Raw genomic sequence first — 26629 nt, forward strand, 5'->3', positions numbered from 1 at the left:
CCGACTTCTCGGCGGCGGCGAGCGCCAGGGAGGCGTGCCGGTAGGCGAGTTCGGCGGCGACCAGCGCACTGCGCTCACGGCCGCCCTCGGCGTGCGTGACGGCGTACGCGGCGGCGGTGACCCGCTGGGCGAGGTCGGCGGCCCGCACCCGCTCCCGGGCGCCCCGCGCGGACAGCCGCCGGGCCAGGGTGCGCGTACGGCGTTCCGCGCCCGCGTGGATGTCACGCGCGCGTGAGCGTGCCTCGGCGGCCTCGACGATCCGGCCCAGCAGGTCCACCGACCCGGCGGTGAAGTCCCGTTCGGCGATCAGCTCGGCGCGGCGGCCCAGCTTGTTGCCGAAGCCTCCGACGAGGTCGGCGAGTCCGTCGGTGTCGCGGGTGTCGGTCACGGCCCGCAGGAGCAGGTCGGTGAAGTCGGAGTCCTTCTTGACCGCGAAGAGGCCGGCGGCCTCGCCCTCGTCGGCGTTCATCTCCCGCTGGTAGCGGAAGAGTTCGGGGTCCAGGCCGAGGTCGCCGAGGTGCTCGATCCAGCGGTCGTGGATCTCCTCCCAGTGCACCTCCAGATGCGGGTACGCCTTGCCCGCCTCGGTGAGGGCGTCCCGGAAGCCCTTCATGGTGCGGCGGCGGCCCTGTGCGCCCGACTGGCCCTCGACGACGGGCCGTACGGCGGTGGACTCGGCGACGGGGAGGTTGTCCAGGCTGAGTCCGGGGCCGGGTCGGAAGGAGTACCAGGCCTCGGCGAACTTCCGGGGGTCGTTGGAGACCTGGCGTCCCCGCCACTCGCTCACCTTGCCGACGACGACGCACTCGCCGGTGAGGGTGTGCTGCCACTCCAGGGCCACGTGTCCGCAGTCGTCCGCCAGAAGGAACTTCCGCAGCACACCGGAGCTGGCGCCGCCGAGCGTGTTGCGGTGGCCCGGCAGCATCACCGAGAAGATCAGCTTGAGCAGGACGGACTTGCCGCCGCCGTTCTCCAGGAAGAGCACTCCGGCGGGCGCGGGGCGGCGCGGCGGGCCGACGGGCTCCTCCTCGAAGAACTCCGCCTGGGTGGGCGCGGGGTCGGGCACTTCCGCGCCGACACCGCGCAGGTCAAGCACGGTGTCGGCGTAGCGCGCACCGGCGGGGCCGATGGAGTAGAGGCGGACCCGGGACAGCTCGTACATGGCGGACTCTCGTAAGTCTTCGGCAGATCGGGGAGGTTCAGGAATGGAACGGCAGTCCGGCGTCGGCCACCAGCTCCAGGTCGTCGGCGTCCTCGGCGGGCAGCAGGGTCGGTGTGCCGTCGGTGACCGGTACGACGCCCAGCTCCAGCAGCTCGGCCATGGCGGCGCTGCCGGCCATGTCCCGCACCTGGAGCTGGTAACGAGCCGTGGTCCGATAGGTGCCGCCGTTGTCGTCCCCGGTGCGCTGGAGGAATCCGGAGTCGGTGAGGAAGGCGGCGGCCTTGCCGACGATGCCGGTGGTGGACCCGGCGAGCCGGCGCGCGTCCTTGGTCGCCCCGGCGGCGCTGCGTCTCGCCCAGATCCGCCAGGCCGCCTCCAGTCCCGGCGCGTCCGTGGCCGGGTCGGTGTTCTCGCCGACCTCCTCGGCTCGCTCCTCCAGACGCCGGCAGGCCTGCCGTACGAAGGCGTCGACGCCGTTGACCGAGACGCGCCCGATGTACCCGTCGTCGGCCAGATCCTCGGGGCGCGGGAACGCCATGGCGGCGACCGCGAGATGGGCCAGTCCGTGCAGGAACCGGTCACCGCCGTCGGCGGACGTACGACGCGCGTAGTCCCCCATCCGCACGGCGAACACGGAGTCCTCGGCGGCCGTCACGGCCATCCCCGCGCGCGGGGACACCTCCAGCACGATCAGCCCCAGTCCGGCGGCCACGGCGTCGGCGAGCCGGGCGAACGGGGAGTCCTCCCGGTAGCGCCGCAGCAGCTCGGCGTACTCCTGGTCCCGCGCGGGCTGGAGTTTGGGCTGCAGTCCGAAGGCGACGAGCCGGGCCGCGTCGGCGGCGTCGGCGGGGGTGACGGCGGCGGGCGCCGACGGGGCCGGGGCCTCCGGGTCGCTCCACTCGGCCTGCTCACTCACGGCTGGGGCTCCTTGTCACGCTGTTGCTCACTCATGCTGCCTCCGTACGGTCTGCCGCCATCCCCACGGCGTCCAGCAGGGCGGTGCCGACGATGAGGTCGGCGCCGCCGAACTCCGGGTCGTCCAGCTCGGTCCCGTCGTCCACCGCGAAGAGCAGCTTCTCCTCGCCCTGGCGGTAGGCGGTGCCGACCGCGGGACTGGCCGCGTGGATCGAGATCAGGGCCACCAGGTAGGCGAGGTCGAAGCCGCCCGTCCGGCGGGCCTCCGCGAGCAGCCCCGAGAGCCGCCGCGGCGCGTCCGCCGGGAGGTCAAGCAGCTGCTTCGCGGACGCCAACTGCTCCTCGCTGAACCGGCTGTCGTCCGGTGTGGCGATGAGATCGGGCTCCGGCATCTCCGCGCCCAGATGCTCGCGCTCCATCGGCGGGGTCAGCAGTATGTCGACGAGGTCGCCCACGCGGGTCGACACCGGGGTTCGCAGCCCGGTCCCGCGCGCGAAGAACGCGTCGGTGACCCGGGTGGCCTGCTCCAACGGCAGCGGCAGCACGGGCGCGACGAGGTGGCCGTAGAGATCTATGCCCGAGGTCGTCATCGGGGTGGCGAAGGCCTGCCGGTCCTGCTCGGCGCGGAACAGCGGCCCGGCCTCCAGGAGCCGGGACTGGAGCTGGGTGTGGCGCCGGATGCAGTCCTTGACGATGTCGACGAGCTCGGCGGCCCGGCGCTTCTGCTCGGCGTCCTCGGACTCGTCGCGTGCCTTGCGGATGTTGGTCAGGATCGCGTTCTCGTGGCGGTACCGGTCGGCGACGTGGTCGAGGGCCTCGGCGATCATATCGGGCACCGAGTTGAGCCAGTCGACGGCCCGGACATTGCGGCGGGTGGCGTCCAGCGCCCTGCGCAGGGTCTCGGAGTACTGCACGGTCCGGTAGCGGGCCTGCTCGGCGGCGAGCTGGGCGTCGGCGAGGCGGCCGCGGCTGATCAGCACCTCCAGCTTGACCTCGGCGGCGATCTGGGCGCTGGTGACGTCGGTGTCGAGGGCGCCGACGAGGACGTTGACCGCCTCGTCCGTCGTGCGCAGGTACACCGAGCCGCCGGGCCCGGGCACCTCCTCGATCAGCTTGAAGTCGTAGTCCCGCCGGACATAGGTGCCGTCCGGGGCGAAAGTGCCGTAGACCGCCCGGAATCCGCGGTCGACACTGCCGACGTTGACCAGGTTCTCCAGGACCCAGCGGGCCACCCGCTCGTGCTCGACGACGGGGCGCTGCGGGGCCTGGGCGGCGATGCGCGGGATGAGGCGGGCGACGATCTGGTCGTGGTCGGCGCCGGTGTCGAAGTCCATGTTCAGTGTGACCAGGTCGATGGCGGAGAGGGCCACCTCGGCCATGCCGTAGACCGAGTACTCACCGGCGAGGTTGGCCTTGCGGGCGTCGAGGTCGTGCAGCGGGGCGGTGCAGGCGAGCGCGCGCAGTCGCCGCGCCAGTCCCTCGTCGGCGGCCGGGCCCGGTGCGGGGCGCGGCCCCGCGCTGAACTGGGGCGGAACGCTGTCCGTCGTCGCAGGCGAAGTCACGGTGCACAGACTAGGTCCTCGGTCTGACAACTCCCCAAACGACGCGGATCGCCTCCGGCGGTCGGACGGGGCACCACCGGTTGCGTCTCGTCCGCGGGCCGTCTTCGGCTGGTCGCGCCCACGCGGCGGAGCCGCATATTGATACAGCCCCGCGCCCCTACGGGGCGCTCACCCTGCGCCGGTACACATCGACCACTCGCTCCAGTGAGTCGCGCAGATAGACCCCCAGCAGCTTTTCGGCCTCGCCCTTGTCGCCCGCCTCCAACGCCTTGAGGATCTGGAGGTTTCGGGCCAGATACGGCTCGTGCAGGCGACGAGGGTCGTCCACCACGTGGAAGGCCAGGCGGAGTTCGGCGAAGACGCTGCGCATGAGCTCGTCGGTGCGGTCGCTGCCCGCGAGGGCGACCAGCTCCCGGTGGAAGTGGATGTTGGCCGTGCCCAGCGTTTTCCAGTCACCTTCACGGACCGCCCGCTGCCCCTCGGCGACCGCGTCGGCGAGCCCGTCGACGGTGTACGGCGGCTCGCCGAGGCCCCGTACGACGGCGCACTCGACGAGGGCACGCGTGCGGTAGATGTCCTCCACGTCCTCGACCGTCAGGACCCGGACGAAGACGCCCCGGTTCAACTCGTGGACCAGCAGACGCTCATGTGTGAGCAGCCGGAACGACTCGCGGAGGGTGTTGCGGGAGACCCCGAGCGCGCCGCCGATGCTGTCCTCCGACAGCCGCGTTCCCGGCGGGAAGTAGCCCTCGGCGATACGGCTTCTGAGGATGTCCGAGACCCGCTCGGCCGTGCTGGTGCGGCCCAGGAGGGCGCGGTCGTCGGCCAGTCCGCTCAGCTGCTCTGCCATGCCCGGAATTCAACCGCAGACCCGAGAACGAAACAACAGGGGTATTGAAGGATCGTTGAACGATCCTCTACGGTGCTCGACACCGCACGGTTCAAGCTCCGCACCCTCCGTCCTCCCACTGCGAGGTGCTCATGAGCACGACCCCGCCTTCCCCAGCCCTGACCGCTCACCCGACAGAGACCGAACACCCCGCCGACAACGGGGCGCTGGGCTGGTTCCGGGCCCTCGGTCCGCGCGGCCGACGCGCCTTCGCCGGCGCGTTCGGCGGCTACGCCCTCGACTCCTACGACTACTTCACGCTCCCGCTGAGCATGGTCGCGCTGGCCGCGTACTTCGGCCTGGACAGCGGCCAGACCGGCCTGTTCACCACGGTCACCCTGCTGGCCTCCGGCGTCGGCGGAGCCCTCGCGGGCGTGCTCGCCGACCGGGCCGGCCGGGTCCGGGCGCTGATGATCACCGTGATCACCTACGCCGTCTTCACCGTGGCCTGCGGCTTCGCGCCCAACTTCGAGTCCCTGCTGGTCTTCCGCGCCCTCCAGGGCCTGGGCTTCGGCGGCGAGTGGGCGGTCGGCGCGATCCTGGTCGCCGAGTACGCGAGCAGCAAGCACCGAGGGCGCACCCTGGGCGCGATCCAGAGTTCGTGGGCCGTGGGCTGGGCCCTGGCCGCGGTCGTGTACACGCTGGTCTTCTCGGTCTTCGACGACGGCACGGCCTGGCGCGTCATGTTCTGGACCGGCGCGCTGCCCGCGCTGCTCGTCGTCTGGATGCGGCGCCGGGTCCAGGACGCCCCCGAGGCGATAGCGGTGCGCGAGAAGAGCGCGGGGAAGGGCTCGTTCACGGCGATCTTCAAGCCGGGTCTGCTGCGTACGACGATCTTCGCGGGGCTGCTGTCCACCGGCGTCCAGGGCGGCTACTACACGCTGGCCACCTGGGTGCCGACGTACCTCAAGAGCGACCGCGGCCTGTCGGTCGTCGGCACCGGCGGCTATCTGACGTTCCTGATCTCCGGGGCCTTCCTCGGCTATCTGACCGGCGGCTACCTCACCGACCGGCTCGGCCGCCGACGCAACATCTGGCTCTTCGCCCTGCTCTCGGCCGTGTGCATCGTGGCGTACGGCAACATCCCGGACGGCGCCAACACCCTGCTCCTGGTGCTCGGGTTCCCCCTCGGGTTCTGCATGTCCGCGATCTTCAGCGGCTTCGGGTCCTACCTGAGCGAGCTGTACCCGACGGCGGTGCGCGGCTCAGGACAGGGCTTCACGTACAACGCGGGCCGCGCGGTCGGCGCGGTCTTCCCGACGACCGTCGGCTTCCTGGCCGACAGCTGGGGCGTGGGCGGGGCGCTGGTCTTCGGCGCCATCGGATACGGCCTCGCCGCCCTGGCGCTGCTCGGACTGCCGGAGACCCGCGGGAAGGAACTCGCGTGAACCGTACGGAAGACCGCCCCCTGACCCTCGTGGACGAGCACGCGTACGCGTGGAGCCCCGCCCAGGCCCGTACCCGCTTCCGTGCGGGCCTGACCGGCCCCACCGCCGGGGTCGCGGCCGGGCACACCCAGGTCAACCTGATCTCGGTGCCGGCCGACTGGGCCTACGACATGATGCTGTTCTGCCAGCGCAACCCCAAGCCCTGCCCGGTCCTCGACGTCACGGACGCCGGCGACTGGACCACGGTCCTCGCGGACGGCGCCGACCTGCGCACCGATCTGCCGCGCTACCGGGTGTGGGAGAACGGCGACCTGGTGGACGAACCGACCGATGTGCGCGCCCATTGGCGCGACGATCTCGTCTCGTTCCTGATCGGGTGCAGTTTCACCTTCGAGTGGGCACTTTCGGAGGCGGGGGTCCCGATCCGGCACATTCAGCAGGGCCGGAACGTTCCGATGTACGTGACCAGTCGACAGTGCCGTCCCGCGGGGCGGCTGCACGGACCGATGGTGGTGTCCATGCGCCCGGTGCCACCGCAGCACCTGGCGGCCGCCCTCAGGGAGAGCAGCCTGCTCCCGGCGGTGCACGGCAGCCCGGTCCACTGCGGCGACCCCGCGGCGCTCGGCATCGACGACCTCGGCCGCCCCGACTTCGGGGACCCGGTGACGGCCGAGCCGGACGACATCCCGGTGTTCTGGGCCTGCGGAGTGACCCCGCAGGCCGCGGTGATGGCCTCGCGCCCGCCGTTCGCCCTCACGCACGCACCGGGCCAGATGTTCCTGACGGACGCCCGTGACGAGCAGTACCGAGTGGCCTGAGAATAGACGAAAAGCCCCGAAGCATCTCAAAGCACTGGAAGGAGCCACAGGACCTCCATGACCTCGATCGATCTCAACGCCGACCTCGGCGAGGGATTCGGCCGCTGGCGGCTGACCGACGACGAACAGCTCCTGCACGTCGTCACCAGCGCCAATGTGGCCTGCGGGTTCCACGCCGGGGACGCGGCCACCATGCGTCGGGTGTGCGAGCTGGCGGCCGCGCGCGGGGTGCGGATCGGCGCCCAGGTCTCCTACCGGGACCTGGCGGGGTTCGGACGGCGCGCGATGGACGTGCCGTCCGCCGAACTGGCGGCCGAGGTGGCCTACCAGATCGGCGCCCTGGAGGTCTTCGCCCGCGCGGCGGGCACCTGCGTGTCGTACGTCAAGCCGCACGGCGCGCTCTACAACCGGGTGGTGCGCGACGAGGAGCAGGCCGCCGCGGTCGTCGACGGCGTGCTCCTCGCGAACGCCGCCCTGCCCGTGCTCGGCCTGCCCGGCTCCCGTCTCCTGGAGGCGGCCGGCAAGGCGGGGCTGCCCCGTGTGACGGAGGCCTTCGCGGACCGCGCGTACACCGACGAGGGCACGCTGGTGCCGCGCGACCAGGAGGGCGCGGTGATCACCGATCCCAAGGCGGTCGTGGAACGCTCACTGGGCCTGGCCCGCGACCGCGCGGTCACCGCCCGCTCCGGCGCCCTCGTCGAGGTCGACGCCCGCTCCCTGTGCCTGCACGGGGACACTCCGGGCGCGGTGGAGCTGGCCCACCGGGTCAGGCGGCGGCTGGAGTCCTCGGGCATCCGGGTGGAGGCCTTCGTATGAGGGCACTGCCGGTCGGTGACACCGCCCTGCTCGTCGAGGTGTCGTCGGGCGAGGAGGCCCAGGCCCTGCACGCCGAACTGGTCCGCCGCCGCGCGGAGGGCTCGCTGTCGGTACGCGAGATCGTCCCCGCGGCCCGCACCGTCCTCCTCGACGGCCTCACCGACCCGGCCCGCCTGGCCGCCGAACTCACCGCCGCCGAGGTACCGCCCGCTCCCCCACGCGCGCGTGACGTGATCGAACTCCGGGTGCGCTACGACGGCCCCGACCTGGCCGACGTGGCCGCGCACTGGGGCGTCTCACCCCGGGAGGTGGCCCGTGTCCACGCCGGCACCGAGTTCACGGTCGCCTTCTGCGGCTTCGCCCCCGGCTTCGGCTACCTCACCGGCCTGCCCACCCGCTACGACGTCCCGCGCCGGGCCACCCCGCGCACGGCCGTCCCGGCGGGTTCGGTGGGGCTCGCGGGCCCGTACACGGGCGTGTACCCGCGCTCGTCGCCCGGCGGCTGGCAGCTCATCGGCACCACGGACGCCGTCCTGTGGGATCACGCGCGGGTCCCGGCGGCACTCCTGTCGCCGGGGACCAGGGTCCGCTTCGTGGAGGCGCCATGACGGACCGCGCGCTCTCCGTGGTCCGCGCCGGAGCCCTGACCACCGTCCAGGACCGGGGCCGGCCGGGCCACGCCCACCTCGGCGTCCCCCGCTCCGGCGCCCTCGACGGCCCCGCGGCGGCCCTCGCCAACCGCCTGGTCGGCAACGGCCCCGACGCGGCCGTCCTGGAGACCACCCTCAACGGCTGCGCGGTACGCCCGCGTTGCACGGTCACCGTGGCCGTCACGGGCGCCCCCTGCCGGGTCACGGTGGACGACCGCCCGGCGGCCTGGGCAGCACCCGTGCGCGTACCGGCCGGAGCGGTCCTGGCGATCGGCACGGCCCTCTCGGGAGTGCGCAGCTACGTGGCCGTCTCCGGCGGACTCACCGTGGAACCGATCCTCGGCAGCCGCTCGACGGACCTCCTGTCAGGCCTTGGCCCGACCCCGCTCACCGACGGCGCGGTCCTCCCCCTCGGCACCCCGAGCCCCCTTCACACCCGCGTGGACACGGCACCCCAGCCCGCACCCCCGGCGGAGCTGATCCTGCACGTCACACTCGGCCCACGAGACGACTGGTTCACCCCGGAAGCGGTGCGTCTCTTCACGTCCCGCACCTTCCAGGTCTCCTCGGCGAGCAACCGCATCGGCCTGCGCACGCAGGGACCCGCCCTCGAAAGAACGCACCGGGGCGAACTCCCCAGCGAGGGAATGGTCCTGGGCGCGGTCCAGGTCCCGCCGGACGGCGGACCGGTGGTCTTCCTGGCGGACCACCCGACCACGGGCGGCTACCCGGTGATCGGCGTGGTCCGCGAGGCGGACCTCCCGGCGGCGGCCCAGGCGGCACCGGGAACTCCCCTGCGCTTCATAGGAGTACGCAGGCGGTGACGCGCTCATGCCGCCTCGGCCTGCTGCTCCCCGACCGAGGCGACCGACAGCGCCGCCAGCGCCGTGGACACCGCGTGCGCGGCCCGCAGATCCAGCCGCCCGCTCGTCCCCCGGGCCCGGTGCCGCATCTCGTCCACGGCCAGCGTCACCAGCTGGGGCAGCAGGTCGGTACAGCGCCGTACCACCCATCCCGTCCCCGCGGTCGCCAGCCACCACAGACTCGCCGACCTGGTGGGCACGGGAAACTCCGGCTCGGCCGAGGGAGCGGCCCCGGTCGCGATCCCACGCTCCGCCAGCACCTCGTGGAACCGCACCGCCAGCTGCCGGTGCCCCCGCTCGCTGGGATGCAGCCGGTCCGAGCTCCACATCGCGCGCTCGGTGGTCCAACTCCCTTCGGCGGCATGCAGATGCACCGCCCCGTACCGCTCGGACAGCGCGTGCACGACCGTGTTCACCGCCCGCTGCCGCCGGGCCAGCGGACGCGCCAGCGCGCCGGGCAGCCCGAGCATCGTGCCGGGGTCCGGCAGACACGCCGTGAGCAGTACCGCGCCCTGTGCGCGGAAGGCCGCGTAGACCCTGTCGAGCCGGGCGGCCACGGCGTGGATGTCGAAGGTGCAGCGCAGGGTGTCGTTGACGCCGACGACCACGGAGACGACGTCCGGCCGCAGGGCGAGCCCCGCGGGCAGCTGCCGCTCCAGCACGTCCCGGGTCTGCGCCCCGCTCACCGCGAGGTTGGTGAAGTCCACGTCCTCGTGCGAGAGCCCGTCGGCGAGCAGCGCGGCCCAGCCGCGCCACCCCTCCCCGACGGGGTCCCCCACGCCCTCGGTGAGCGAGTCACCGAGGGCGACGAAGCGCGGGCCTCTCATGACGTGCTCCCGCTCATGCCACGCCTCCGGGCACGGAACGCCGCACGAAGACCTCCGCGTCGTGCGCGGCGAGGAAGGCCCGGACGGCCGTGTCCCAGCCGAAGCACTCCGCACGCGCGCGTGCGGTCTCGCGGCGCTCGGCCTCGGAGTGCTCCAGGAGCATGTCCACGGCGTCCGCGAAGGCGTCCCCGCGGTCGGCGGCGACGGCCCCGGCGGAGCCGATCACCTCCGGCAGCGCGGAGGAGGCGCTGACCACGACCGGCGTACCGCACGCCATGGCCTCCAGCGCGGCGAGCCCGAAGGTCTCGGCGGGCCCGGGGGCCAGGCACACGTCGGCGGAGGCCTGGAGCGCCCCGAGCAGTCCGCGGTCGGTGACGTGCCCGAGGAAGGTCACCGGCAGCCCGCGCTCCCGCGCCCGCTGCTCCAGACGCGGCCGCAGCGGCCCGTCCCCGGCGACCACGAGCACCGCGCGCCTGCCTCGGCGCACCAGGGACTCCAGGGCGTCCAGGGCCGTGCTGGGCCGCTTCTCCACGGACAGCCGGGTGCAGGTCACGAGCAGCGTCTCGTCCTCGCGCGCGTACCGGTCCCTGAGGCCCGGGTCGCGCAGCGCGGGACGCCGCTCGACCAGGTCGACGCCGAGCGGGGCCCGTACGACGTTCCGCGCCCCGATCCGCACGAACTCCCGCTCGGCGAACTCCGTGGTGCACACCACGCGCGCGTACGTGTGCGCCGTACGGACGTTGAGGGCGTCGGCGGCTCGCCGGGCCGTGTTCTCCGACAGGCCCCAGGTGCGCAGGACGCCGTCGGCGGTCTCGTGGGAGACCATCACGGCGGGGACGCGGGCACGCCGGGCCCATTTGCCGGTCCACCTGAGGGTCGTCCGGTCGGAGACCTCCAGACGGTCGGGGGTCAGCTCCTCCAGGAGCCGGGCCACCCGCCGCTTGTCGGCGAGGACCCGGTAGCCGCCGGTGCCGGGCAGCAGCGGACCCGGCAGGGTGATGATCCGCCCCTGCTCGGTCTGCCGGTCGCTCGCGCGGTCGCCCGGCACGATCAGCACGGACTCGTGCCCGGCGGCCTGGTAGCCCTTGCCCAGCTCGCGCAGGGCGGTGCGCAGGCCGCCCGAGGCGGGGGCGACGAAGTTGGCGAGGCGGACGATCCGCAGCGACTGTCCGCTCATGCCGCCACCGCCGTCTTCCGGCCGGCGAGCACGGCCGCGTAGTGACCGATGAGCTGATCGCCGACGGCCGACCAGGTGCGCCCCTCGACCATGGCCCGCGCGGCGGAGCCGAACGAGGCACGCATCTCGGGGTCGGCGGCCAGGGACCACACGGCGTCCCGTACGGCGGCCGGGTCGCGCGGCGGGACGAGGAACCCGGTGCGCCCGTGGGCGACCAGGTCCAGCGGTCCGCCGGCGGCGGGGGCGACCACGGGCACACCGCTGGCCATGGCCTCCTGCACGGTCTGGCAGAAGGTCTCGAAGGGGCCGGTGTGCGCGAAGACGTCGAAGGAGGCGAAGATCCGGGCCAGTTCGTCGCCCATGCGACGGCCCAGGAAGACCGCGCCGGGCAGGGCCTGCTCAAGGGCGGGCTGGCTGGGCCCGTCGCCGACCACCACGACCTTGACGCCTTCCAGGCGAGCCGCGTCGGCGAGCAGTTCGATGTGCTTCTCGGGGGCGAGCCGGCCGACGTAGCCGACGATCATCTCGCCGTTCGGGGCGAGTTCGCGCCGCAGTGCCTCGTCGCGGAGCTCGGGGCGGAAGCGGACGGTGTCGACGCCCCGCGGCCACAGCTTGACCCGGGGCACGCCGTGCGCCTCCAGGTCGGTCAGGGACGCGCTGGACGGGGCGAGGGTGAGGTCGGCGGCGGCGTGGACGGAGCGGATGCGGCGCCAGGCGGCGGCTTCGCCCGCGTGCACGTAGGTGCGGGCGTATCCGGCGAGGTCGGTCTGGTAGACGGCGACGGCGGGGACACCGAGCCGGGCGGCGGCGGCCATGCCGCGGACGCCGAGGACGAAGGGGCTGGCCAGGTGGACGACGTCGGCACGGTGCTCGACGATCGCCGCGGCCACGCGCCTGCTGGGGAGGGCGACGCGGACCTGGGGGTAGCCCGGGAGCGGGAGGGAGGGGACACGGACGACGGGGCAGGGCGCGAGGGCGTCCACGCCGGGCCCGGGGCCGGACGCGGTGGCCGGCGCGACGACGAGCGGGAGGTGACCGCGATCTACGAGGTGCCGGGCGGTCTGGAGCGCGCAGTGGGCCACGCCGTTCACATCGGGGGGAAAGGATTCGGTCACTATGACGACACGCATACCGGTGTTGTCGCCGCACTGGACGTGGCCGCGTCAACGTGGATCTATGCGAACGGTGAACGTCCCATGAGCGTTCCGCTGCACACCCGAGCAGGTCAGGCCACGTCCATGCGCACCTGACCCGCGGGTCACCCCGAGTTCATCCGGCGGGTGCGAGAGGGCCGAATCGTTCACACCCGGGGGTGGTTTCACATGGCGGCGGTGTCCGGTCCGATGCGGCTGCGGACGGCCGTCTGGACCTCGGCCTCCTCGGCCGGATCGGCGGCGAGCCGGCGCAGGCGCTCGACGACCCGGGCGTCACCGGTCTCGGCGTGCCGGGCGGCGATCTCGCGGGTGGTCTCCTCGCAGTCCCACAGGCACTCGACGGCGAATCCGGTGGCGAAGGAGGGGTCGGTGGCGGCGAGCGCGCGGGCGGCCCGGCCGCGCAGATGAGAGGACGCTGTCTCCCGGTAGACGTGGCGCAGCACGGGTGCGGCGCACACGATGCCGAGCCGTCCGGTGCCGTCGACGAGGGTCCACAGGGTGGGCGCGTCGGGGCCCTCGCCCCGTACGGCCTCCCGGAGGGCCGCGAGCACGAGGTCGCGGTCCTGGGCCCCGCCCAGACAGGCCAGCATGCGTCCGGCGGCGGCGCCCAGCTGATCAGGCCGGCGGGCCCAGCCGCGCGCCCGGTCGACGGCGGCGATACTGCGCATGCGTTCGAAGGCGTCGAGAGCGGCCTCCACGACGGCGGCCGAGCCGGTGACCACGGCTGTCTCGATCAGTTCGAAGGCGTCGGGATCATTGCTGTCGGCGAGGTAGCGCAGCGCGGTGCAGCGGCCTCCGTCGGTGCCGTCCTTGGCGGCCGCGACGATCTCGGGCCGGTCCTCGGGCCCCGCGACGGCGGCCAGGCAGCGGGCGGCGGGCACATGCAGCGCGGCCCCCCGCTCGACGCCCTGCTGGGCCCACTCGAAGACGGCCTGCACGCTCCACCCCGGACGGGGCCCGGTAGGTCGCATCTGGCGTTGCCAGCGGTCGAAACAGCCGGTCTCCTGAGCGGCACGCACACGCGTGGAGACGGATTCGCGGGGGTCGTCGGCCCACAACCGCCAGGGCCGCGGCTCGAAGGCGTCGCGCACGGCGGCGGCCAGCTCGGCCTCGCCCTCGGGGTCGGTCCCGAAGCGGGCGAGTACGGGCGCGGCCAGGGAACGCAGCCCGGCGTCGTCGTCGCGCAGCGCGAGTTCGTCCAGCGCCCAGGCCCAGTTGGCGCCCGTGGCGGCGTACCTGCGCAGCAGTTCGAGCGCGTCCCGCCTGCCGTAGGAGGCGAGGTGGCCGAGGACCGCGAGGGCGAGCCCCGTGCGTGACTCCTCGGTGTCGAAGACGTCCTCGACGTCGAAGAGGTGCGCCTCGATCTCGTCCAGTTCGCCGTTGAGGTCGAGGAAGAGCCGGGCGTAGTAGAGGGAGCGGTTCTCCACCTGCCAGTCGTGGCGGGGATCACGCAGCACACAGTGGTTCAGGGCCGCGAGCGCCTCGGCTCGCGGGGCGGTGAGCGCGTGCAGTGTGCCGTCGCCGCGGCCCCGCTGGAGCAGGCCGAGCAGCGTACCGCTGGGCGCTATGACCGGATCGAACATGGGAAACAGCCTCACATCAAGCGTCGACGCAACCGGGGACGTGCATTACCTGGCCGCGTGACAACACGTCGGGGCGCCCGCCGTTTCCTGCTTGCTGTAAGCCATGTTCCTCTGCCTCTCGTCGGTGGCCCATGCGGACCGCGTCACGGTCCGCGCGGTGCGACATCACCTGCCCAGCCATCACGTCCGTGAACCACGACGTCATGATGACCCGGCACTTCGACCTGCCGCGACCGAAATTTCGGCGGCCCTGTACCGCCTCCCCCGTTTTCTCTGTTTTCGCTGGTCAGAACAGACGGATCAGTGTGCGCCGAACAACTCGAGCAGTTCCGTCCTGCCGAACATCCGGGCCGTGTCGACGGCCGAGGGGGTGCCCTCGGCCGGATCGGCGCCGCCTTCCAGCAGCGCCTCGATGACATCGGCGGAGCCCTTGAAGACGGCCCCCGCGAGCGGGGTCTGCCCCCGGTCGTTGGCCCCGCCCGCGGCCGCCCCCCGGGAGACCAGCGCGCGTACCGCGTCCGCGTGGCCGTGGTAGGCGGCGAGCATCACGAGGGAGTCCCCGCGGTCGTTGGTGAGGCCGGCCGGAACACCCGCGTCGACATACGCCACGAGCGCCTCGGTCTGCCCCTGCCGGGCCAGATCGAAGATCTTGGTCGCCAGCTCCACGACCTCCGGGTCGGGGGCTTCAGTCATCGGCCGGACCGCCTCTCATACAACCGTTCAGGTGAATCGACAGGGTACTGGCTCGCGCGGCACATGACCCGAAGCGCCGGAGGTAAAGATCACTACGGCTCGGCCAACCAAGTGAAATCAAAAGATATTCACCCATTTGCAGCTTTTGTCGTATGGATACATGCTGTGATCCTGGAAGTACTCATGGTGACTGTCCCCGCGAACCAGGAGCACTCAAATGATCTTCTCCATCTCCGGCGTCGTGCTGCTCGGCATCGTCGTCTTCATCTTCTTCCGCAAGGACGGGCTCAAGGCCTCGCACGCCCTCGTGGCCGCCCTGTTCGGCTTCTACCTGGCCAGCACGGCCATCGCCCCGAGCATCAAGGCCGGCGGCGAGAGCCTGGCGAGCCTCCTCGGCGGCATCAAGTTCTGACGCCGCCCGTCCCGTCCGTACGCACCTTCAGGAGACAGCAGTGGCCCGCCGCCCTCTCCCCCGCATCCTGAGCACAGGCAGCGCGCAGATCGCCCGTAGCCGGGAGCTGGCCCGCACGGCGGCCGACAGCGCCACCGACGTCCTCCACCCGCTGATCACGGTCACCCGAGGTCTGCGCCGACTGGCAGCGGCCGGGCGGCGCAAGTGGGCCGACACCCCCAAGGACAAGCGGGGGCCGCTGCTCTTCCTGGTGGCCTCGGTCGTCCTGGTCGTGGCCCTGGTGCCGTACGGCCCGCTGCTCGCGGTCATCACCGTGATGGCGGCGGCGGCCTGGCAGGGCCGGGAGCGCAGGGCCCCTGAGCCGGAGGGCCCGGACGAGTCGCAGACCCAGCGCCTCCAGTCGCTGTACGAAGCGCTCGTCCCGTACTTCTCGGCCCCCGAGGACCCGGCCCCGCTCTACGCGCACGGCGGCGAGTGGGAGAAGGCCTTCCCGGCGTACGAGTTCGACGGCACCGGCCGTGTCACCCATCTGTCGATCCGCTACCCGGCGTACTTCACCGACGGCGAGGCCGAGTCCCGGGCCCGCGTCGAGCAGTTGCTGCACGCCAAGTCGGGGCGCGGCCGTGAGTACCACTTCGTCTGGGACGAGGAGGGCAACCACCTCGCGGTCGACGTCCTCGCCCCGCTGCCCACCGACATCGCCGCCCAGCGATTCGTCACGGCTCCGGGCGAGACGGTCCTCGGCTTCACCGACCCCACCCAGGTCCAGCGCACCCTGCCGCTCGGCCACGGCGACGAGCGGCGCGACGTCCCGCCGGTGGTCTGGCGCACCGGCGTCCGCTCCACCGAGCCGCACCTGCTGGTCATGGGCCAGCCGGGCAGCGGCACCTCGACCCTGCTGCGCTCCATCGCGCTCCAGGCCCTTCAGTACGGCGATGTCGTCATCGTCGAGGGCAGCGGCACCGGCGAGTACGCGTGCCTGACCGGGCGCGACGGCGTGCTCGCGGTCGAGTGCGGGCTCGCGGGGGCGCTGGCGAGCCTGGAGTGGGCGGCGACCGAGACCGAGCGGCGCCTGATCGCGATCAACCGCGCGCGTCAGGCGGGTCACCCGCCGCCGGAGGACACCAAGCGTCCGCTGTGGATCCTCCTCGACCGCCCGAGCGCCTTCGTCCACCTGGCCGCCGCGGACGGCCGCCAGGACCCGCAGTCCCTGCTCCAGGTCCCCCTGCGGCACGGTCGCGCGGCGAACGTCACGGTGGTGGTGGCGGACCAGTTCGACAGCGCCGAGGCCCTGAGCGATCCGGTACGACAGCACACGCGTGCGCGTGTCGTGCTGGGACCCGCGACGGCCGACCAGTTGGAGGCCGTCCTCGGCGCGCCTCCGCACACGACCCCGGTCGCGCAGGTGCCGCCCGGGCGGGGGTACGCCCGGCTCGGCGCGGGGCCGGTCCACCGGCTCCAGGTCCCGGCGACTCCCGATCCCTACGACGACGCCACGAGCGAGGCGGACCGGCAGGCGGTGCTCGCGCTGCTGCCGGAGCGGACGACTCCGGCGGAGGCGGTCCCCGTGGAGACGGCCGTCGCCGAAGCGCCGTAACTCATCGGCTCCGGGCGGCGGTCACGCGACTGCGGCGGCGTGGGGGGCTTGTCGCATCGGCGGTCACGCGGCTGCGGGGTGTGGGGACTTGCCGCACGGTTCCCCACGCCCCTGAACGCGTTCCGCCGCCGTCAGGCCACGAAGGTGCGCGGCGACTCCCCCGCCCCGGACCCCCCGCTCTCCACGATCCGCGCCGCCGCGGCCAACCTGGCCGCGGCCTCCTCGGCCACGGCTCCCCCGACGGTGAACGGCAGCCGCAGATAGCCCTCGAAGGCCCCGTCGACCCCGAACCGCGGCCCCGACGGCACCCGTACGCCCAGCCGCTCGCCCACCTCGGCGATCCGCGACCCGGACAGCCCCCCGGTGCGCACCCACAGCGTCAGCCCGCCCTGCGGCACGTCAAATTCCCATGACGGCAGCTCCTTGCGCAGCGCGGTCACCAGGGCGTCCCGGTTCTCCCGGGCCTGCCCCCGGCGCAGTTCGTTGGCCTGCTCCCAGCCCCCGGTGCTGAACAGCCAGTTCACGGCCAGCTGCTCCAGCACCGGCGTCCCGAGATCGGCGTAGGCCCGGGCCGCGACCAGGCTGCGGATCACGTCCGGCGCGGCCCGCACCCAGCCGATCCGCATCCCCGCCCAGAACGCCTTGCTCGCGGAACCGACGGTGACGACGGTCGAGCCGGCCGGGTCGAAGGCGCAGACGGGGCGCGGCATCGAGACGTCGTCGTCGAGCCACAGCTCGGTCATCGTCTCGTCGGCGACCAGCACGGTCCCGGCGGAGCGCGCCGCCTCGACCAGCTGCCGCCGCTGGTCCTCGCCGGCGAGCGCGCCGGTCGGGTTGTGGAAGTCGGCGACCACATAGGCGATCCGCGGCGCCGCGTCCCGCAGCACCTGCCGCCAGCGGTCCAGGTCCCAGCCGGTCAGCCCCTCCGCCATGGCGACGGGCACCAGCCGGGCGCCCGCCTCCCGCATCAGCTGGAGGATGTTGGCGTAGGACGGCGACTCGACCGCGATGCGTTCGCCCCGGCCACCGAAGAGATGGCAGATCGCGTCGATCGCGCCCATCGCGCCGGTCGTCACCATGATCTGCTCGGGCATCGTCGGGATCCCGCGCGCGGTGTACCGGTCGGCGATCATCGCCCGCAGCGCCGGCAGTCCCGCCGGATAGTCGCCGTGCGTATGGGCGTACGGCGGCAGCTCCTCCAGGGCTCCCTGCACCGCCCGGGTCAGCCACGGCTCCGGGGCGGGCAGCGCCGCGCAGCCCAGGTCGATCATCGAGCCGAGGGTCTCGGGCGGCAAGGGCTCCAGGCCGCGCGCGGGGAGCGGGTTCCCGGCGGGTACGGCCGTCCAGCTGCCCGCGCCGCGCCGGGACTCCAGGAATCCCTCGGCGCGCAACGCCTCGTAGGCCGCCGCGACGGTCGTACGGCTGACGGAGAGGGAGAGGGCCAGCTCGCGTTCGGCGGGCAGGCGGGCGGCCACCGGGACGCGTCCTTCCAGGACCAGCAGGCGGATGCCGTCGGCCAGGGCGCGGTAGGCGGGCGGGCGGCGGGTGCCGGGGCCGGCCGGACGGTCCTGCTGGGAGTTGAGCAGCCGGGCCAGCTGTGCGGCGCCCACCGCCGAGGTCCACTGCGCCACTGAAATCAGTCCACCTTCCCCGAATTGGCCATGGATGGCGTGCCATCCCGAGCCACAGGGTGTCATGTGTCAGGCCACTACCACCACAGGGGGACCCGTCTTGTCCACGCAGAGCCGTCTCGGGCGACGGTTGATCCAGCTGTACGTCGGACTCGCGCTGTACGGGGCCAGCTCCGCGCTGCTCGTCGAGGCGAGCCTGGGCCTGGAGCCCTGGAACGTGCTGCACCAGGGCCTCGCCGAGCTGACCGGGCTGTCGATCGGGGTCGTGTCGATCATCGTCGGCGCGGCGGTGCTGCTCCTGTGGATCCCGTTGCGCCAGCGGCCCGGCCTCGGCACGGTCTCCAACGTCTTCGTGGTCGGCATCGCCATGGACGCCACTCTCGCCGCCGTCCCGGAGGTGCACGGGTTCGCCGTACGGATCCCCCTCATGCTGACCGGCATCCTGCTCAACGGTGTGGCGACCGGTCTCTATATCGCCGCCAGCTTCGGACCCGGCCCGCGGGACGGTCTGATGACCGGGCTGCACCGGCGGACCGGGCGCTCGATCCGGCTGATGCGGACCGCGGTCGAGGTGGCCGTGGTGGTCACGGGGTTCGCCCTCGGCGGCACGATCGGCGTCGGGACCGTCCTCTACGCGGTGTCCATCGGCCCGCTCGCCCAGCTCTTCCTGCGGGTGTTCGCCGTGTCCCCGGCATCCGACGGCAGCACGGTCGTTGCCGCCGGGCAACCGCGGGGAGCGATACTGCGTCCGTGACCTCGCGGATACGCCACCCCTACCTCGACCATCCCGGCCCGATCCCCTTCGCCCACCGGGGCGGGGCGGCGGACGGGCTGGAGAACACCACGTTCCAGTTCCGGCGGGCGGTCGAGGCGGGTTACCGGTACCTGGAGACCGACGTCCACGCCACCGCGGACGGCAGGCTGGTCGCCTTCCACGACACCACGCTGGACCGGGTGACCGACGGCGTGGGCCGGATAGGCGACCTGCCCTGGGCCGAGGTGAGCCACGCGCGCGTGGCGGGCAAGGAGCCGGTACCGCTCTTCGAGGAGCTGCTGGAGACCTTCCCCGAGGCCCGCTGGAACGTCGACGTCAAGGCCGAGCCGGCCCTTCAGCCGCTCCTCGACCTGATCGAGCGCACCGACACCTGGGACCGGATCTGCGTCGGCTCCTTCTCCGAGGCCCGCGTGATGCGCGCCCAGCGGCTGGCCGGACCGCGCCTGGCGACGTCGTACGGCACCCGGGGCGTGCTCAATCTCAGGCTGCGCTCCTGGGGAGTGCCCGCGACCCTGCGCCGTTCGGCCGTCGCCGCCCAGGTGCCGGAGGCCCAGTCGGGCATCCAGGTGGTCGACCACCGCTTCGTGCGCACCGCCCACGCGCGCGGGCTCCAGGTGCACGTGTGGACCATCAACGATCCCGATCGCATGCACCGGCTCCTGGACCTGGGAGTCGATGGCATCATGACCGATCACATCGACACACTGCGCAAGGTCATGGAGGACCGGGGCGTCTGGGTCTGACACCCGCGTCCCCCGCTCCCGGTCCGCGCACGGCACCTTGACGGGGAGGCACGGGTGGGCACCGACACCGTGCGGGCGGGCTCGGCGGACGAGTCCGCCGAACGGCGGCGCGAGCAGCGCGGCTGGTACTTCTACGACTGGGCGTGCTCCGTCTACTCGACGAGCGTGCTCACCGTGTTCCTCGGCCCCTATCTGACGTCGGTCGCCAAGAACGCGGCGGACGCGGACGGCTATGTCCACCCCCTGGGCATCCCGGTGCGCGCCGGTTCCTTCTTCGCGTACTCGGTGTCCCTGTCGGTGATCGTGGCCGTGCTGGTGATGCCCCTGGTGGGCGCCGCCGCCGACCGCACGGGCCGCAAGAAGCCCCTGTTGGCGGCCGCCGCCTACACCGGGGCCGCGGCGACGACCGCCATGTTCTTCCTCGGCGGCGACCGCTATCTCCTCGGCGGGGTCCTCCTGGTCGTCGCGAACGCCGCGCAGTCCGTGGCGGCCATGCTCTACAACTCCTATCTCCCGCAGATCGCCCCGCCCGACGAACGCGACGCGGTCTCCTCCAAGGGCTGGGCGTTCGGCTACGCGGCGGGCTCCCTGGTGCTGGTGGTCAATCTCGTCCTGTACACGGGCCACGAGTCCTTCGGCCTCTCGGAGGGCACGGCGGTCCGTATCTGCCTGGCCTCGGCCGGGCTGTGGTGGGGCGCGTTCGCCGTGATCCCGCTACGCCGGCTGCGCGACCGCCGCTCCGTCGCCCGGGCGGCGAAGGAGCCCACGGCTCCCGGCCTCCGGCAGCTCGCGGCGACCGTCCGGGACATGCGCCGCCACCCGCTCACCCTCGCCTTCCTGCTGGCCTACCTCGTCTACAACGACGGCATCCAGACCGTGATCTCCCAGGCGTCGATCTACGGCTCCGAGGAGCTGGGGCTCGGACAGTCCACCCTCATCGCCGCCGTGCTCCTGGTCCAGGTGCTCGCGGTGGCGGGGGCGCTGGCGCTCGGCCGGCTCGCCCGGACGTACGGGGCCAAGCGGACGATCCTCGGCTCCCTGGTCGCCTGGGCGGCGGTCCTGGGCGCCGGGTACTTCCTGCCCGCCGGCGCGCCCGTCTGGTTCTTCGTGCTGGCCGCCGGCATCGGTCTGGTGCTGGGCGGCAGCCAGGCCCTGTCCCGCTCCCTGTTCTCGCATCTCGTCCCGCCGGGCAAGGAGGCCGAATATTTCTCGGCGTACGAGATGAGCGACCGGGGCATGAGCTGGCTGGGCCCGCTTCTGTTCGGGCTCACCTACCAGCTAACAGGAAGTTATCGGGATGCGATCATCTCGCTCGTGGCCTTCTTCGTCATCGGGTTCGTGCTGCTCGCACGGGTTCCGGTGGGGCGGGCGATCAGCGACGCGGGCAATCCCGTTCCGGAAAGGATTTAGCGTTCAACACGAAAGCGCTGTAGTGTACGCGTTTGGCCTGCCAGGCGTACCGTTACTGCGCGTCAAAGATGCCGAAACGCTGGGTGACATCTGCTAGCAGATGTGACAAACCGGGCGCTGGTGGGTACAACAAGGGGCGGCTACGACGGCGACGCATGACCCGGAACGGGACTCGGAACGGGAATCTTTACCGCCGACCGGACGTTGACCGGATGACGACGACAGCGACACCTGTCCTGTGGGCGACAAGCCCGGGAGGCACGATTCATGAGTGAGCGAGCTCTTCGCGGCACGCGCCTCGTGGTGACCAGCTACGAGACGGACCGCGGCATCGACCTGGCCCCGCGCCAGGCCGTGGAGTACGCATGCGAGAAGGGGCATCGCTTCGAGATGCCCTTCTCGGTCGAGGCGGAGATCCCGCCGGAGTGGGAGTGCAAGGTCTGCGGGGCCCAGGCACTCCTCGTGGACGGCGACGGCCCTGAAGAGAAGAAGGCCAAGCCCGCGCGTACACATTGGGACATGCTGATGGAGCGACGCACCCGTGAGGAACTCGAAGAGGTCCTCGAGGAGCGTCTGGCGGTTCTGCGATCCGGGGCGATGAACATCGCGGTTCATCCCCGGGACAGCCGCAAGTCGGCCTAGTCCCGCCAGCGGGGCCGAACCGAGAAAACAGCGCACGAAGTAACCGCGGGCGCCGTACGTGAAGTCGACGTACGGCGCCCGCGGTTTCGTGCTGTCCGCACCCCGGGGAACCGGAGAGCCAGGACGGAGGTCAGCCCGTCAGCGGAGGCCGCGTGGCGTCCCCCTGCTCGGGGCGGTCGTCGCGGATGACCTCGCCCTGGACCACCTTGCCGTCGGGGCGGTGCATCCGGGCCTGCTGGAAGGCGTCGCCCAGGGTGCCCGGGGCGGCGGCGCGGAGCTTGCGGTCGAAGGTGCGCTCGGCATAGCGGGCGACGGCCTTCTGGACCGGCGGGATCAGCAGGAGCAGGCCCACCGCGTCGGAGATCAGACCGGGGAGCATGAGGAGCAGGCCGCCCAGCATCATCAGGCCGTTGCCACCGCTGCCCGAGTCCGACGGGGCCCCGCCGCGCTGGAGCGCCTCGTTCAGGTTCTGGAAGGCGCGGCGGCCCGCCCGCTTGATCACCACCGAGCCCAGCACGAACCCGGCGACCAGCAGCAGGAACACCGCGAACCCGCTCGCCGCGCCCGCGACCACGGTCAGCAGCCAGATCTCCAGCACCAGCCAGGCCGCGATGGCCAGCGGCAGGAAGGTGCGCATACGGGAGCGGCGGGGCCGGGCGGGGTACGTGGGAGTGGGAGCGCCAGTCGTCATACGTCCAGTGTGCCTGGGCGCGGCTCAGCACGGCATAAGGGGACGATCAACCGCGCCTGTGAGGTCGTACGCCTACGGCTGTGGGCGCTTTCCCCGGGCTGTGATCCTGCCGACCCGCTCCCCCACGCCCCAGGTGGTGACCCGCCACAGGGCCTCCACCAGGATGTCGCGGCTCATCTTGGAGTCGCCCAGCTCGCGCTCGACGAAGGTGATCGGCACCTCGACGACGTGGTAGCCGGCCTTGACCGAGCGGCGGGCGAGGTCGACCTGGAAGCAGTAGCCCTGGGAGGCGACGTCGTCGAGGCCGAGGCCTTCGAGGGTCTCGCGGCGGAAGGCGCGGTAGCCGCCGGTGATGTCCCGCAGGGGGAGGTCGAGGGCGACGCGGGAGTAGAGGCTGCCGCCGCGGGAGATGAACTCGCGGGACTTCGGCCAGTTCACGACCCGGCCGCCGGGCACCCAGCGGGAGCCGAGGACGAGGTCGGCGCCCTTGAGGGCGGTCAGCAGGCGGGGCAGCTCCTCGGGCTGGTGGGAGCCGTCGGCGTCCATCTCGACCAGGACGCCGTAGCCGTTCTCCAGCCCCCAGCGGAAGCCCGCGAGGTAGGCGGCGCCGAGGCCCTCCTTGCCCTTGCGGTGCAGTACCTGGACGTGGTCGTCCTCGGCGGCCAGTTCGTCCGCCAGCTTGCCGGTGCCGTCGGGGCTGTTGTCGTCGGCCACGAGAATGTGCGCCTCGGGGACGGACTTGCGCACCCGGCCGACGATGGCCTTGATGTTCTCCGCCTCGTTGTAGGTCGGAATGATCACCAATGCCGTGCCGAGCGGGCCGAACCGCCTCCCGGGTGCCGTGAGAGTCCCGTCGCCGTCGTTCACTGCTGCCCCTTCGAGTCATTACGCAGGCGTCCACCATAGTGCGCACGGCCTGCGATGACGTGACAAGGCGTTCGTATGCTGGTGTCGTTTCCACAAGAGCGGGGTAAGAGTCCGATTTTCAGCCGTTGTGGCGAAATCCGCGCTGTCGCTGCGGATGGGGGCCCGGCGCCCTTCGGGCCGACCTGGGGCCCGCTGGCTGCGGGTCGACCGAAAGCCGTTGTCTACTGAGCGCCCGGGCCCCACCCGGGTCACACCTCCCCGACCGGACGGAACGTTCCGTCGCCGTGGCGCGGGCGCTGGGCCTGGCTCCCAGTTTCGGTGCGGCGCACCGTCCCTGACCCAGCGGCGCTGCGACGAGTGGGCGGAAGTTCCCGATCGGGCGTCCGGTGGTGGACTCGGCCGAACCTACCCGCCCCTTGCCGTCAGCTGTCAACACTCGTTTGACCTGGGCGTCTTTCGTCAACGCCCTGGTCAGCGGGGAGGATGCGCAGGTCGCGCGACAGGGGGCCGACGGCCGATCGGTGCCGCGCCACCCCCGGAGATCACTCGCCCGGCCGTACGAAGACCGTTCGGCCGCCGACCACCGTGCGCAGACAGACGGGCAGGTCACGGCCCGGCGTGAGGTCGGGCAGGCCCGGGGTGCCGGAGCGGGGGTCGGTGGACCAGCGGGCGACCCGGTCGTCGGGGGCCTGCACGACCAGTTCGTCGGTGCGCCACACGGCGTAGTCCGCGGGGGCGCCGGGCACCAGGACGCCCGCGTCGTCCCGGCCGACCGCCCGCCAGCCGCCGCGGGTGTGCGCGGTGAAGGCGGCGCGCACGGAGACGCGGTGCTCCGGGGTGTGGTGGAAGGCAGCCGCGCGGACCGTGCCCCACGGGTCGAGGGGGGTGACCGGGCTGTCGGAGCCGAAGGCGAGCGGCACCCCGGCCCTCAGGAGGGCCGCGAAGGGGTTCAGACGGCTCGCTCGCTCCCGGCCGAGGCGCCGGGCGTACATGCCGTCCTCGCCGCCCCACAGGGCGTCGAAGGCGGGCTGGACGGACGCGGTGAGGCCGAGTTCGGCGAAGGCGGCGATCGCCTCGGGGGTGAGCAGTTCGGCGTGCTCGACGCGGTGCCGGGCGGCGCGGACTCGGGCGAGGCCGACCTTCTCGGCGGCGGCGCGGACGCCCTCGACGACGGCGGTGACGGCCGCGTCGCCGATCGCGTGGAAGCCCGCCTGGAGGCCCGCCTCGGTGCAGGCGGCGACATGGGCGGCCACGGCGGTGGCGTCCAGGTAGGCGGTGCCGGTGTGCCCGGCGTCGGCGTACGGCTCGTGCAGGCACGCGGTGTGCGAGCCGAGGGCGCCGTCCACGAAGAGGTCTCCGGCGGCGCCGACCGCGCCGAGTTCCCTCGCCCTGTCGATGTCCTGGTCGGCCCAGTAGCCGACGACCCGTGGGCCGGGCTCCTCGCGGGCGAGCCGGAGCAGGCCGGTGAAGTCGTCCTCCGAGGAGATCTCGGGGCCTGCGCATTCGTGAACGGTGCCGATGCCGAGGGACGCGGCGTGGGCGAGGGCCCGGCGCTGGGCCGCCACGCGCTGCGCGGGCGCGATCGAGCCGAGGGCGGTGGCGCGCACGGCGTGGTGGGCGTCGGCGGTGAGGGGGCCGTCCGGCCGTCCCAGGGACGTCATGTCGAGCAGTGCCGTCGTCACGACCGCCGAGTGGACGTCGCTGCGGCTCAGATAGAGAGGGCGTCCACCGGCCGCCTCGTCGAGCTCCGCGCGCGTGGGCGGGCGTCCGCCGGGCCAGCGGGCCGCGTCCCAGCCGTGGCCGAGGAGGACCCGGTCGTCCGGGCGGGCGGTCGCGAAGTCCCGTACGAGAGCCAGCGCCGCGTCCAGGGAGGGGGCGTCGGAGAGGTCGAGGCCGGTGAGGGCGAGACCCGTGGTGGTGGTGTGCACGTGTGCGTCGGTGAACGCGGGGGTGACCAGGGCACCGTCCAGGTCGACGACTTCGTCGACGCCGTCCGCGAAGGCGTCGGCGGCGCCCTCCGAGCCGACCCAGGCCACCTGTCCGCGTTCGACGACCATCGCGGTGGCGAAGGGGTCGGCGGGGCTGTGGACTTCGCCGCGGCGGAGGAGGACGGTCTGCTGTGCGCTCATGGGGGACAGTCTTTCAGGGGCCGTACCGCCGCAGGGGTACGGGTTGCCCGGTGACCACCGGTCCGTGAGGCACGGCAGTCCCCTGCGCTCAGATGCGGGGCGGCCTCGCCTCGTACGGAGTCGACAGGACCACCGTCGTGCGGGTCGAGACGCCCGCCAGGCTCCGCAGCCTCGCCAGCAGCTCCTCCAGTTCGTGCGGGGTCGAGACCCGCACCTTGAGGATGTAGTTCTCGTCGCCCGCCACGCTGTGGCACGCCTCGATCTCGGGGACGCCGGCCAGGCGGTCCGCGATGTCGTCGGGGGCGCTGGGGTCGAACGGTTTCACCGAGATGAAGGCGGTCATGGGCAGGCCCACCGCCTCGGGGTCCACCACCGCGGCGTAACCGCGGATGACACCCCGCTGCTCCAGCCGTCGCACCCGCTGGTGCACGGCCGACGTGGACAGGCCCGTGGCCTTGCCCAGGTCCGTGTAACTCATCCGCCCGTCCTTGACGAGCAGCTGCACGATTTGTCGGTCCAGCTCCTCCATGGCGCAAGAACCTACAGTGCGTCTGATCTCCACGGATACCTGAGCGGCCCAGGTCATGCCCGGTTCGTGATGTGACGGGGAGTCGTCTGTGGGCCTCCTGAGGGACAAAGCGACCGCCACGGGCATCTGCGAGCGGCATGTGACGAAGGCCACACCCCCGCGTGAGCCTCCGTGATGTTCTCGTGATTACCGCCGTGACGGGACGGGAAGTGCTTGCTGTGGTCGAGGCCGCAGCGCCTTCACGGCCCAGCCCGAGGGGGAGAATCCCATGCAGAGTCTTAAGCGCCCTGGTCGTACCGCACCCAAGCGTCTCCAGGCGGTTGTCGATCCCGAGCCGGAGGGCGTCGAACCCGACGCTCTCGACGACGAGGAGTTCGACGCGTACGACACCTTCGAGATGTACCGGGTGATCTGCCCGGACTGCGCCCAGAGCATCGCGCTGCTGGCCGACGAGGACATCCTGCCGGAGCACGCGCTGTGCGCCTCTCCGTGGAACCCGTTCGGTCTCACGGTCTGCGCCGGCACCGGCCGCAACGCCTCCGAGGCCCGCTCCGCCGACGAGACGACGGAGCCCCAGGAGCAGGACACCGCCCTCCTGTTGACGCTCCCTCAGGGGCTGGACTGGCGGACCCAGCCCTTCTCGCACGTCGGTGGCCCGGGCTCGCGCCCGATGCGCGTACCGGTGATGCGCCGCCAGGCCGCGTGA

General features: G+C 72.7%; 25 protein-coding genes and 1 pseudogene. 12 read left to right on the forward strand and 14 right to left on the reverse strand.

Going from position 1 to position 26629, the window contains the following annotated elements; translation table 11 throughout:
- The 4 genes and pseudogenes from G3I78_RS43460 to G3I78_RS43475 form a co-directional block, all read right to left on the reverse strand.
- Positions 1-1162, reverse strand: a pseudogene (locus G3I78_RS43460) (hypothetical protein); the annotation flags it as partial.
- A 37-nt stretch (positions 1163-1199) separates the two neighbouring features.
- Complete coding sequence (locus tag G3I78_RS43465) at positions 1200-2078, reverse strand: hypothetical protein (protein ID WP_164435427.1); 879 nt, start codon at positions 2076-2078, stop codon at positions 1200-1202.
- A gap of 31 nt (positions 2079-2109) precedes the next feature.
- Entirely contained in the window at positions 2110-3639 is a 1530-nt protein-coding gene (locus G3I78_RS43470; RefSeq protein WP_164435429.1) for a hypothetical protein, read from the reverse strand.
- 157 nt (positions 3640-3796) lie between these two features.
- Complete coding sequence (locus tag G3I78_RS43475; protein WP_164435431.1) at positions 3797-4489, reverse strand: GntR family transcriptional regulator; 693 nt, start codon at positions 4487-4489, stop codon at positions 3797-3799.
- A 131-nt stretch (positions 4490-4620) separates the two neighbouring features.
- Between G3I78_RS43475 and G3I78_RS43480 the strand changes: the two genes are divergently transcribed.
- The 5 genes from G3I78_RS43480 to G3I78_RS43500 are packed head-to-tail and all read left to right on the forward strand — an operon-like array spanning position 4621 to position 9024.
- The gene (locus tag G3I78_RS43480) at positions 4621-5916 is read left to right on the forward strand and encodes an MFS transporter (RefSeq protein WP_164435433.1); all 1296 of its coding nucleotides are present in this window, start codon (positions 4621-4623) and stop codon (positions 5914-5916) included.
- A complete protein-coding gene (locus G3I78_RS43485; RefSeq protein ID WP_164435436.1) occupies positions 5913-6734 on the forward strand; it encodes a putative hydro-lyase in 822 nt (273 codons plus the stop codon). Before G3I78_RS43480 ends, G3I78_RS43485 begins: the two co-directional genes overlap by 4 nt.
- Before the next feature lie 57 nt (positions 6735-6791).
- On the forward strand, positions 6792-7550 hold the full coding sequence (locus tag G3I78_RS43490; protein ID WP_164435438.1) for a 5-oxoprolinase subunit PxpA: 759 nt from the start codon (positions 6792-6794) through the stop codon (positions 7548-7550).
- A complete protein-coding gene (gene pxpB, locus G3I78_RS43495) occupies positions 7547-8158 on the forward strand; it encodes a 5-oxoprolinase subunit PxpB (protein ID WP_164435447.1) in 612 nt (203 codons plus the stop codon). Before G3I78_RS43490 ends, pxpB begins: the two co-directional genes overlap by 4 nt.
- Positions 8155-9024 carry a biotin-dependent carboxyltransferase family protein gene (locus G3I78_RS43500; RefSeq protein ID WP_164435449.1) on the forward strand — a complete coding sequence of 290 codons (870 nt, stop codon included), beginning with the start codon at positions 8155-8157 and terminating at the stop codon, positions 9022-9024. Before pxpB ends, G3I78_RS43500 begins: the two co-directional genes overlap by 4 nt.
- Positions 9025-9029: 5 nt before the next feature.
- On the opposite strand, the gene G3I78_RS43505 is transcribed toward G3I78_RS43500, so the two are convergent.
- The 5 genes from G3I78_RS43505 to G3I78_RS43525 all read right to left on the reverse strand — a co-directional run bounded on the left by G3I78_RS43505 (position 9030) and on the right by G3I78_RS43525 (position 14497).
- Positions 9030-9890 carry an SGNH/GDSL hydrolase family protein gene (locus G3I78_RS43505; protein WP_164435451.1) on the reverse strand — a complete coding sequence of 287 codons (861 nt, stop codon included), beginning with the start codon at positions 9888-9890 and terminating at the stop codon, positions 9030-9032.
- Positions 9891-9903: 13 nt separating this feature from the next.
- Complete coding sequence (locus G3I78_RS43510) at positions 9904-11067, reverse strand: glycosyltransferase (RefSeq protein ID WP_164435453.1); 1164 nt, start codon at positions 11065-11067, stop codon at positions 9904-9906.
- On the reverse strand, positions 11064-12197 hold the full coding sequence (locus G3I78_RS43515) for a glycosyltransferase family 1 protein (protein ID WP_164435455.1): 1134 nt from the start codon (positions 12195-12197) through the stop codon (positions 11064-11066). Before G3I78_RS43515 ends, G3I78_RS43510 begins: the two co-directional genes overlap by 4 nt.
- Before the next feature lie 188 nt (positions 12198-12385).
- Positions 12386-13804, reverse strand: coding sequence for a HEAT repeat domain-containing protein (locus G3I78_RS43520; protein ID WP_164435457.1), 1419 nt, complete (start codon positions 13802-13804; stop codon positions 12386-12388).
- Between the two features lie 300 nt (positions 13805-14104).
- Entirely contained in the window at positions 14105-14497 is a 393-nt protein-coding gene (locus G3I78_RS43525) for an ankyrin repeat domain-containing protein (protein ID WP_164435459.1), read from the reverse strand.
- Between the two features lie 217 nt (positions 14498-14714).
- Between G3I78_RS43525 and G3I78_RS43530 the strand changes: the two genes are divergently transcribed.
- Complete coding sequence (locus tag G3I78_RS43530) at positions 14715-14909, forward strand: hypothetical protein (protein WP_046262076.1); 195 nt, start codon at positions 14715-14717, stop codon at positions 14907-14909.
- 40 nt (positions 14910-14949) lie between these two features.
- The gene (locus tag G3I78_RS43535) at positions 14950-16506 is read left to right on the forward strand and encodes an ABC transporter ATP-binding protein (RefSeq protein ID WP_164435460.1); all 1557 of its coding nucleotides are present in this window, start codon (positions 14950-14952) and stop codon (positions 16504-16506) included.
- 131 nt (positions 16507-16637) lie between these two features.
- On the opposite strand, the gene G3I78_RS43540 is transcribed toward G3I78_RS43535, so the two are convergent.
- On the reverse strand, positions 16638-18137 hold the full coding sequence (locus tag G3I78_RS43540) for a PLP-dependent aminotransferase family protein (RefSeq protein WP_164435462.1): 1500 nt from the start codon (positions 18135-18137) through the stop codon (positions 16638-16640).
- Positions 18138-18201: 64 nt separating this feature from the next.
- Between G3I78_RS43540 and G3I78_RS43545 the strand changes: the two genes are divergently transcribed.
- The 4 genes from G3I78_RS43545 (at position 18202) to G3I78_RS43560 (ending at position 21707) form a co-directional block, all read left to right on the forward strand.
- Positions 18202-18891, forward strand: a complete 690-nt coding sequence (locus tag G3I78_RS43545; protein ID WP_239158393.1) for a hypothetical protein — start codon at positions 18202-18204, stop codon at positions 18889-18891.
- Positions 18888-19655, forward strand: a complete 768-nt coding sequence (locus G3I78_RS43550; protein WP_164435466.1) for a glycerophosphodiester phosphodiesterase — start codon at positions 18888-18890, stop codon at positions 19653-19655. The genes G3I78_RS43545 and G3I78_RS43550 overlap by 4 nt, the downstream gene beginning before the upstream one ends.
- 54 nt (positions 19656-19709) lie before the next feature.
- A complete protein-coding gene (locus G3I78_RS43555; RefSeq protein ID WP_164435468.1) occupies positions 19710-21065 on the forward strand; it encodes an MFS transporter in 1356 nt (451 codons plus the stop codon).
- 267 nt (positions 21066-21332) lie between these two features.
- Positions 21333-21707: an RNA polymerase-binding protein RbpA gene (locus G3I78_RS43560; protein WP_003977404.1), complete on the forward strand. Its 375-nt coding sequence runs from the start codon at positions 21333-21335 to the stop codon at positions 21705-21707.
- 130 nt (positions 21708-21837) lie between these two features.
- Here the strand turns inward: G3I78_RS43560 and fxsA are convergent, their stop codons facing one another.
- The 4 genes from fxsA to G3I78_RS43580 form a co-directional block, all read right to left on the reverse strand.
- Positions 21838-22398 (reverse strand): FxsA family membrane protein, encoded by a 561-nt coding sequence (gene fxsA / locus G3I78_RS43565; protein WP_164435470.1) that lies wholly within the window; start codon positions 22396-22398, stop codon positions 21838-21840.
- Positions 22399-22470: 72 nt separating this feature from the next.
- On the reverse strand, positions 22471-23265 hold the full coding sequence (locus G3I78_RS43570; RefSeq protein ID WP_164435472.1) for a polyprenol monophosphomannose synthase: 795 nt from the start codon (positions 23263-23265) through the stop codon (positions 22471-22473).
- 542 nt (positions 23266-23807) lie between these two features.
- Positions 23808-25403: an amidohydrolase gene (locus tag G3I78_RS43575; RefSeq protein ID WP_164435548.1), complete on the reverse strand. Its 1596-nt coding sequence runs from the start codon at positions 25401-25403 to the stop codon at positions 23808-23810.
- A 79-nt stretch (positions 25404-25482) separates the two neighbouring features.
- Positions 25483-25923 (reverse strand): Lrp/AsnC family transcriptional regulator, encoded by a 441-nt coding sequence (locus G3I78_RS43580; protein WP_024887321.1) that lies wholly within the window; start codon positions 25921-25923, stop codon positions 25483-25485.
- 268 nt (positions 25924-26191) lie between these two features.
- Here G3I78_RS43580 and G3I78_RS43585 point away from each other — a divergent pair, with 268 nt between their 5' ends.
- A complete protein-coding gene (locus G3I78_RS43585; protein ID WP_164435474.1) occupies positions 26192-26629 on the forward strand; it encodes a hypothetical protein in 438 nt (145 codons plus the stop codon).

Source organism: Streptomyces sp. SID13726 (assembly GCF_010548375.1).
Lineage (GTDB): Bacteria > Actinomycetota > Actinomycetes > Streptomycetales > Streptomycetaceae > Streptomyces.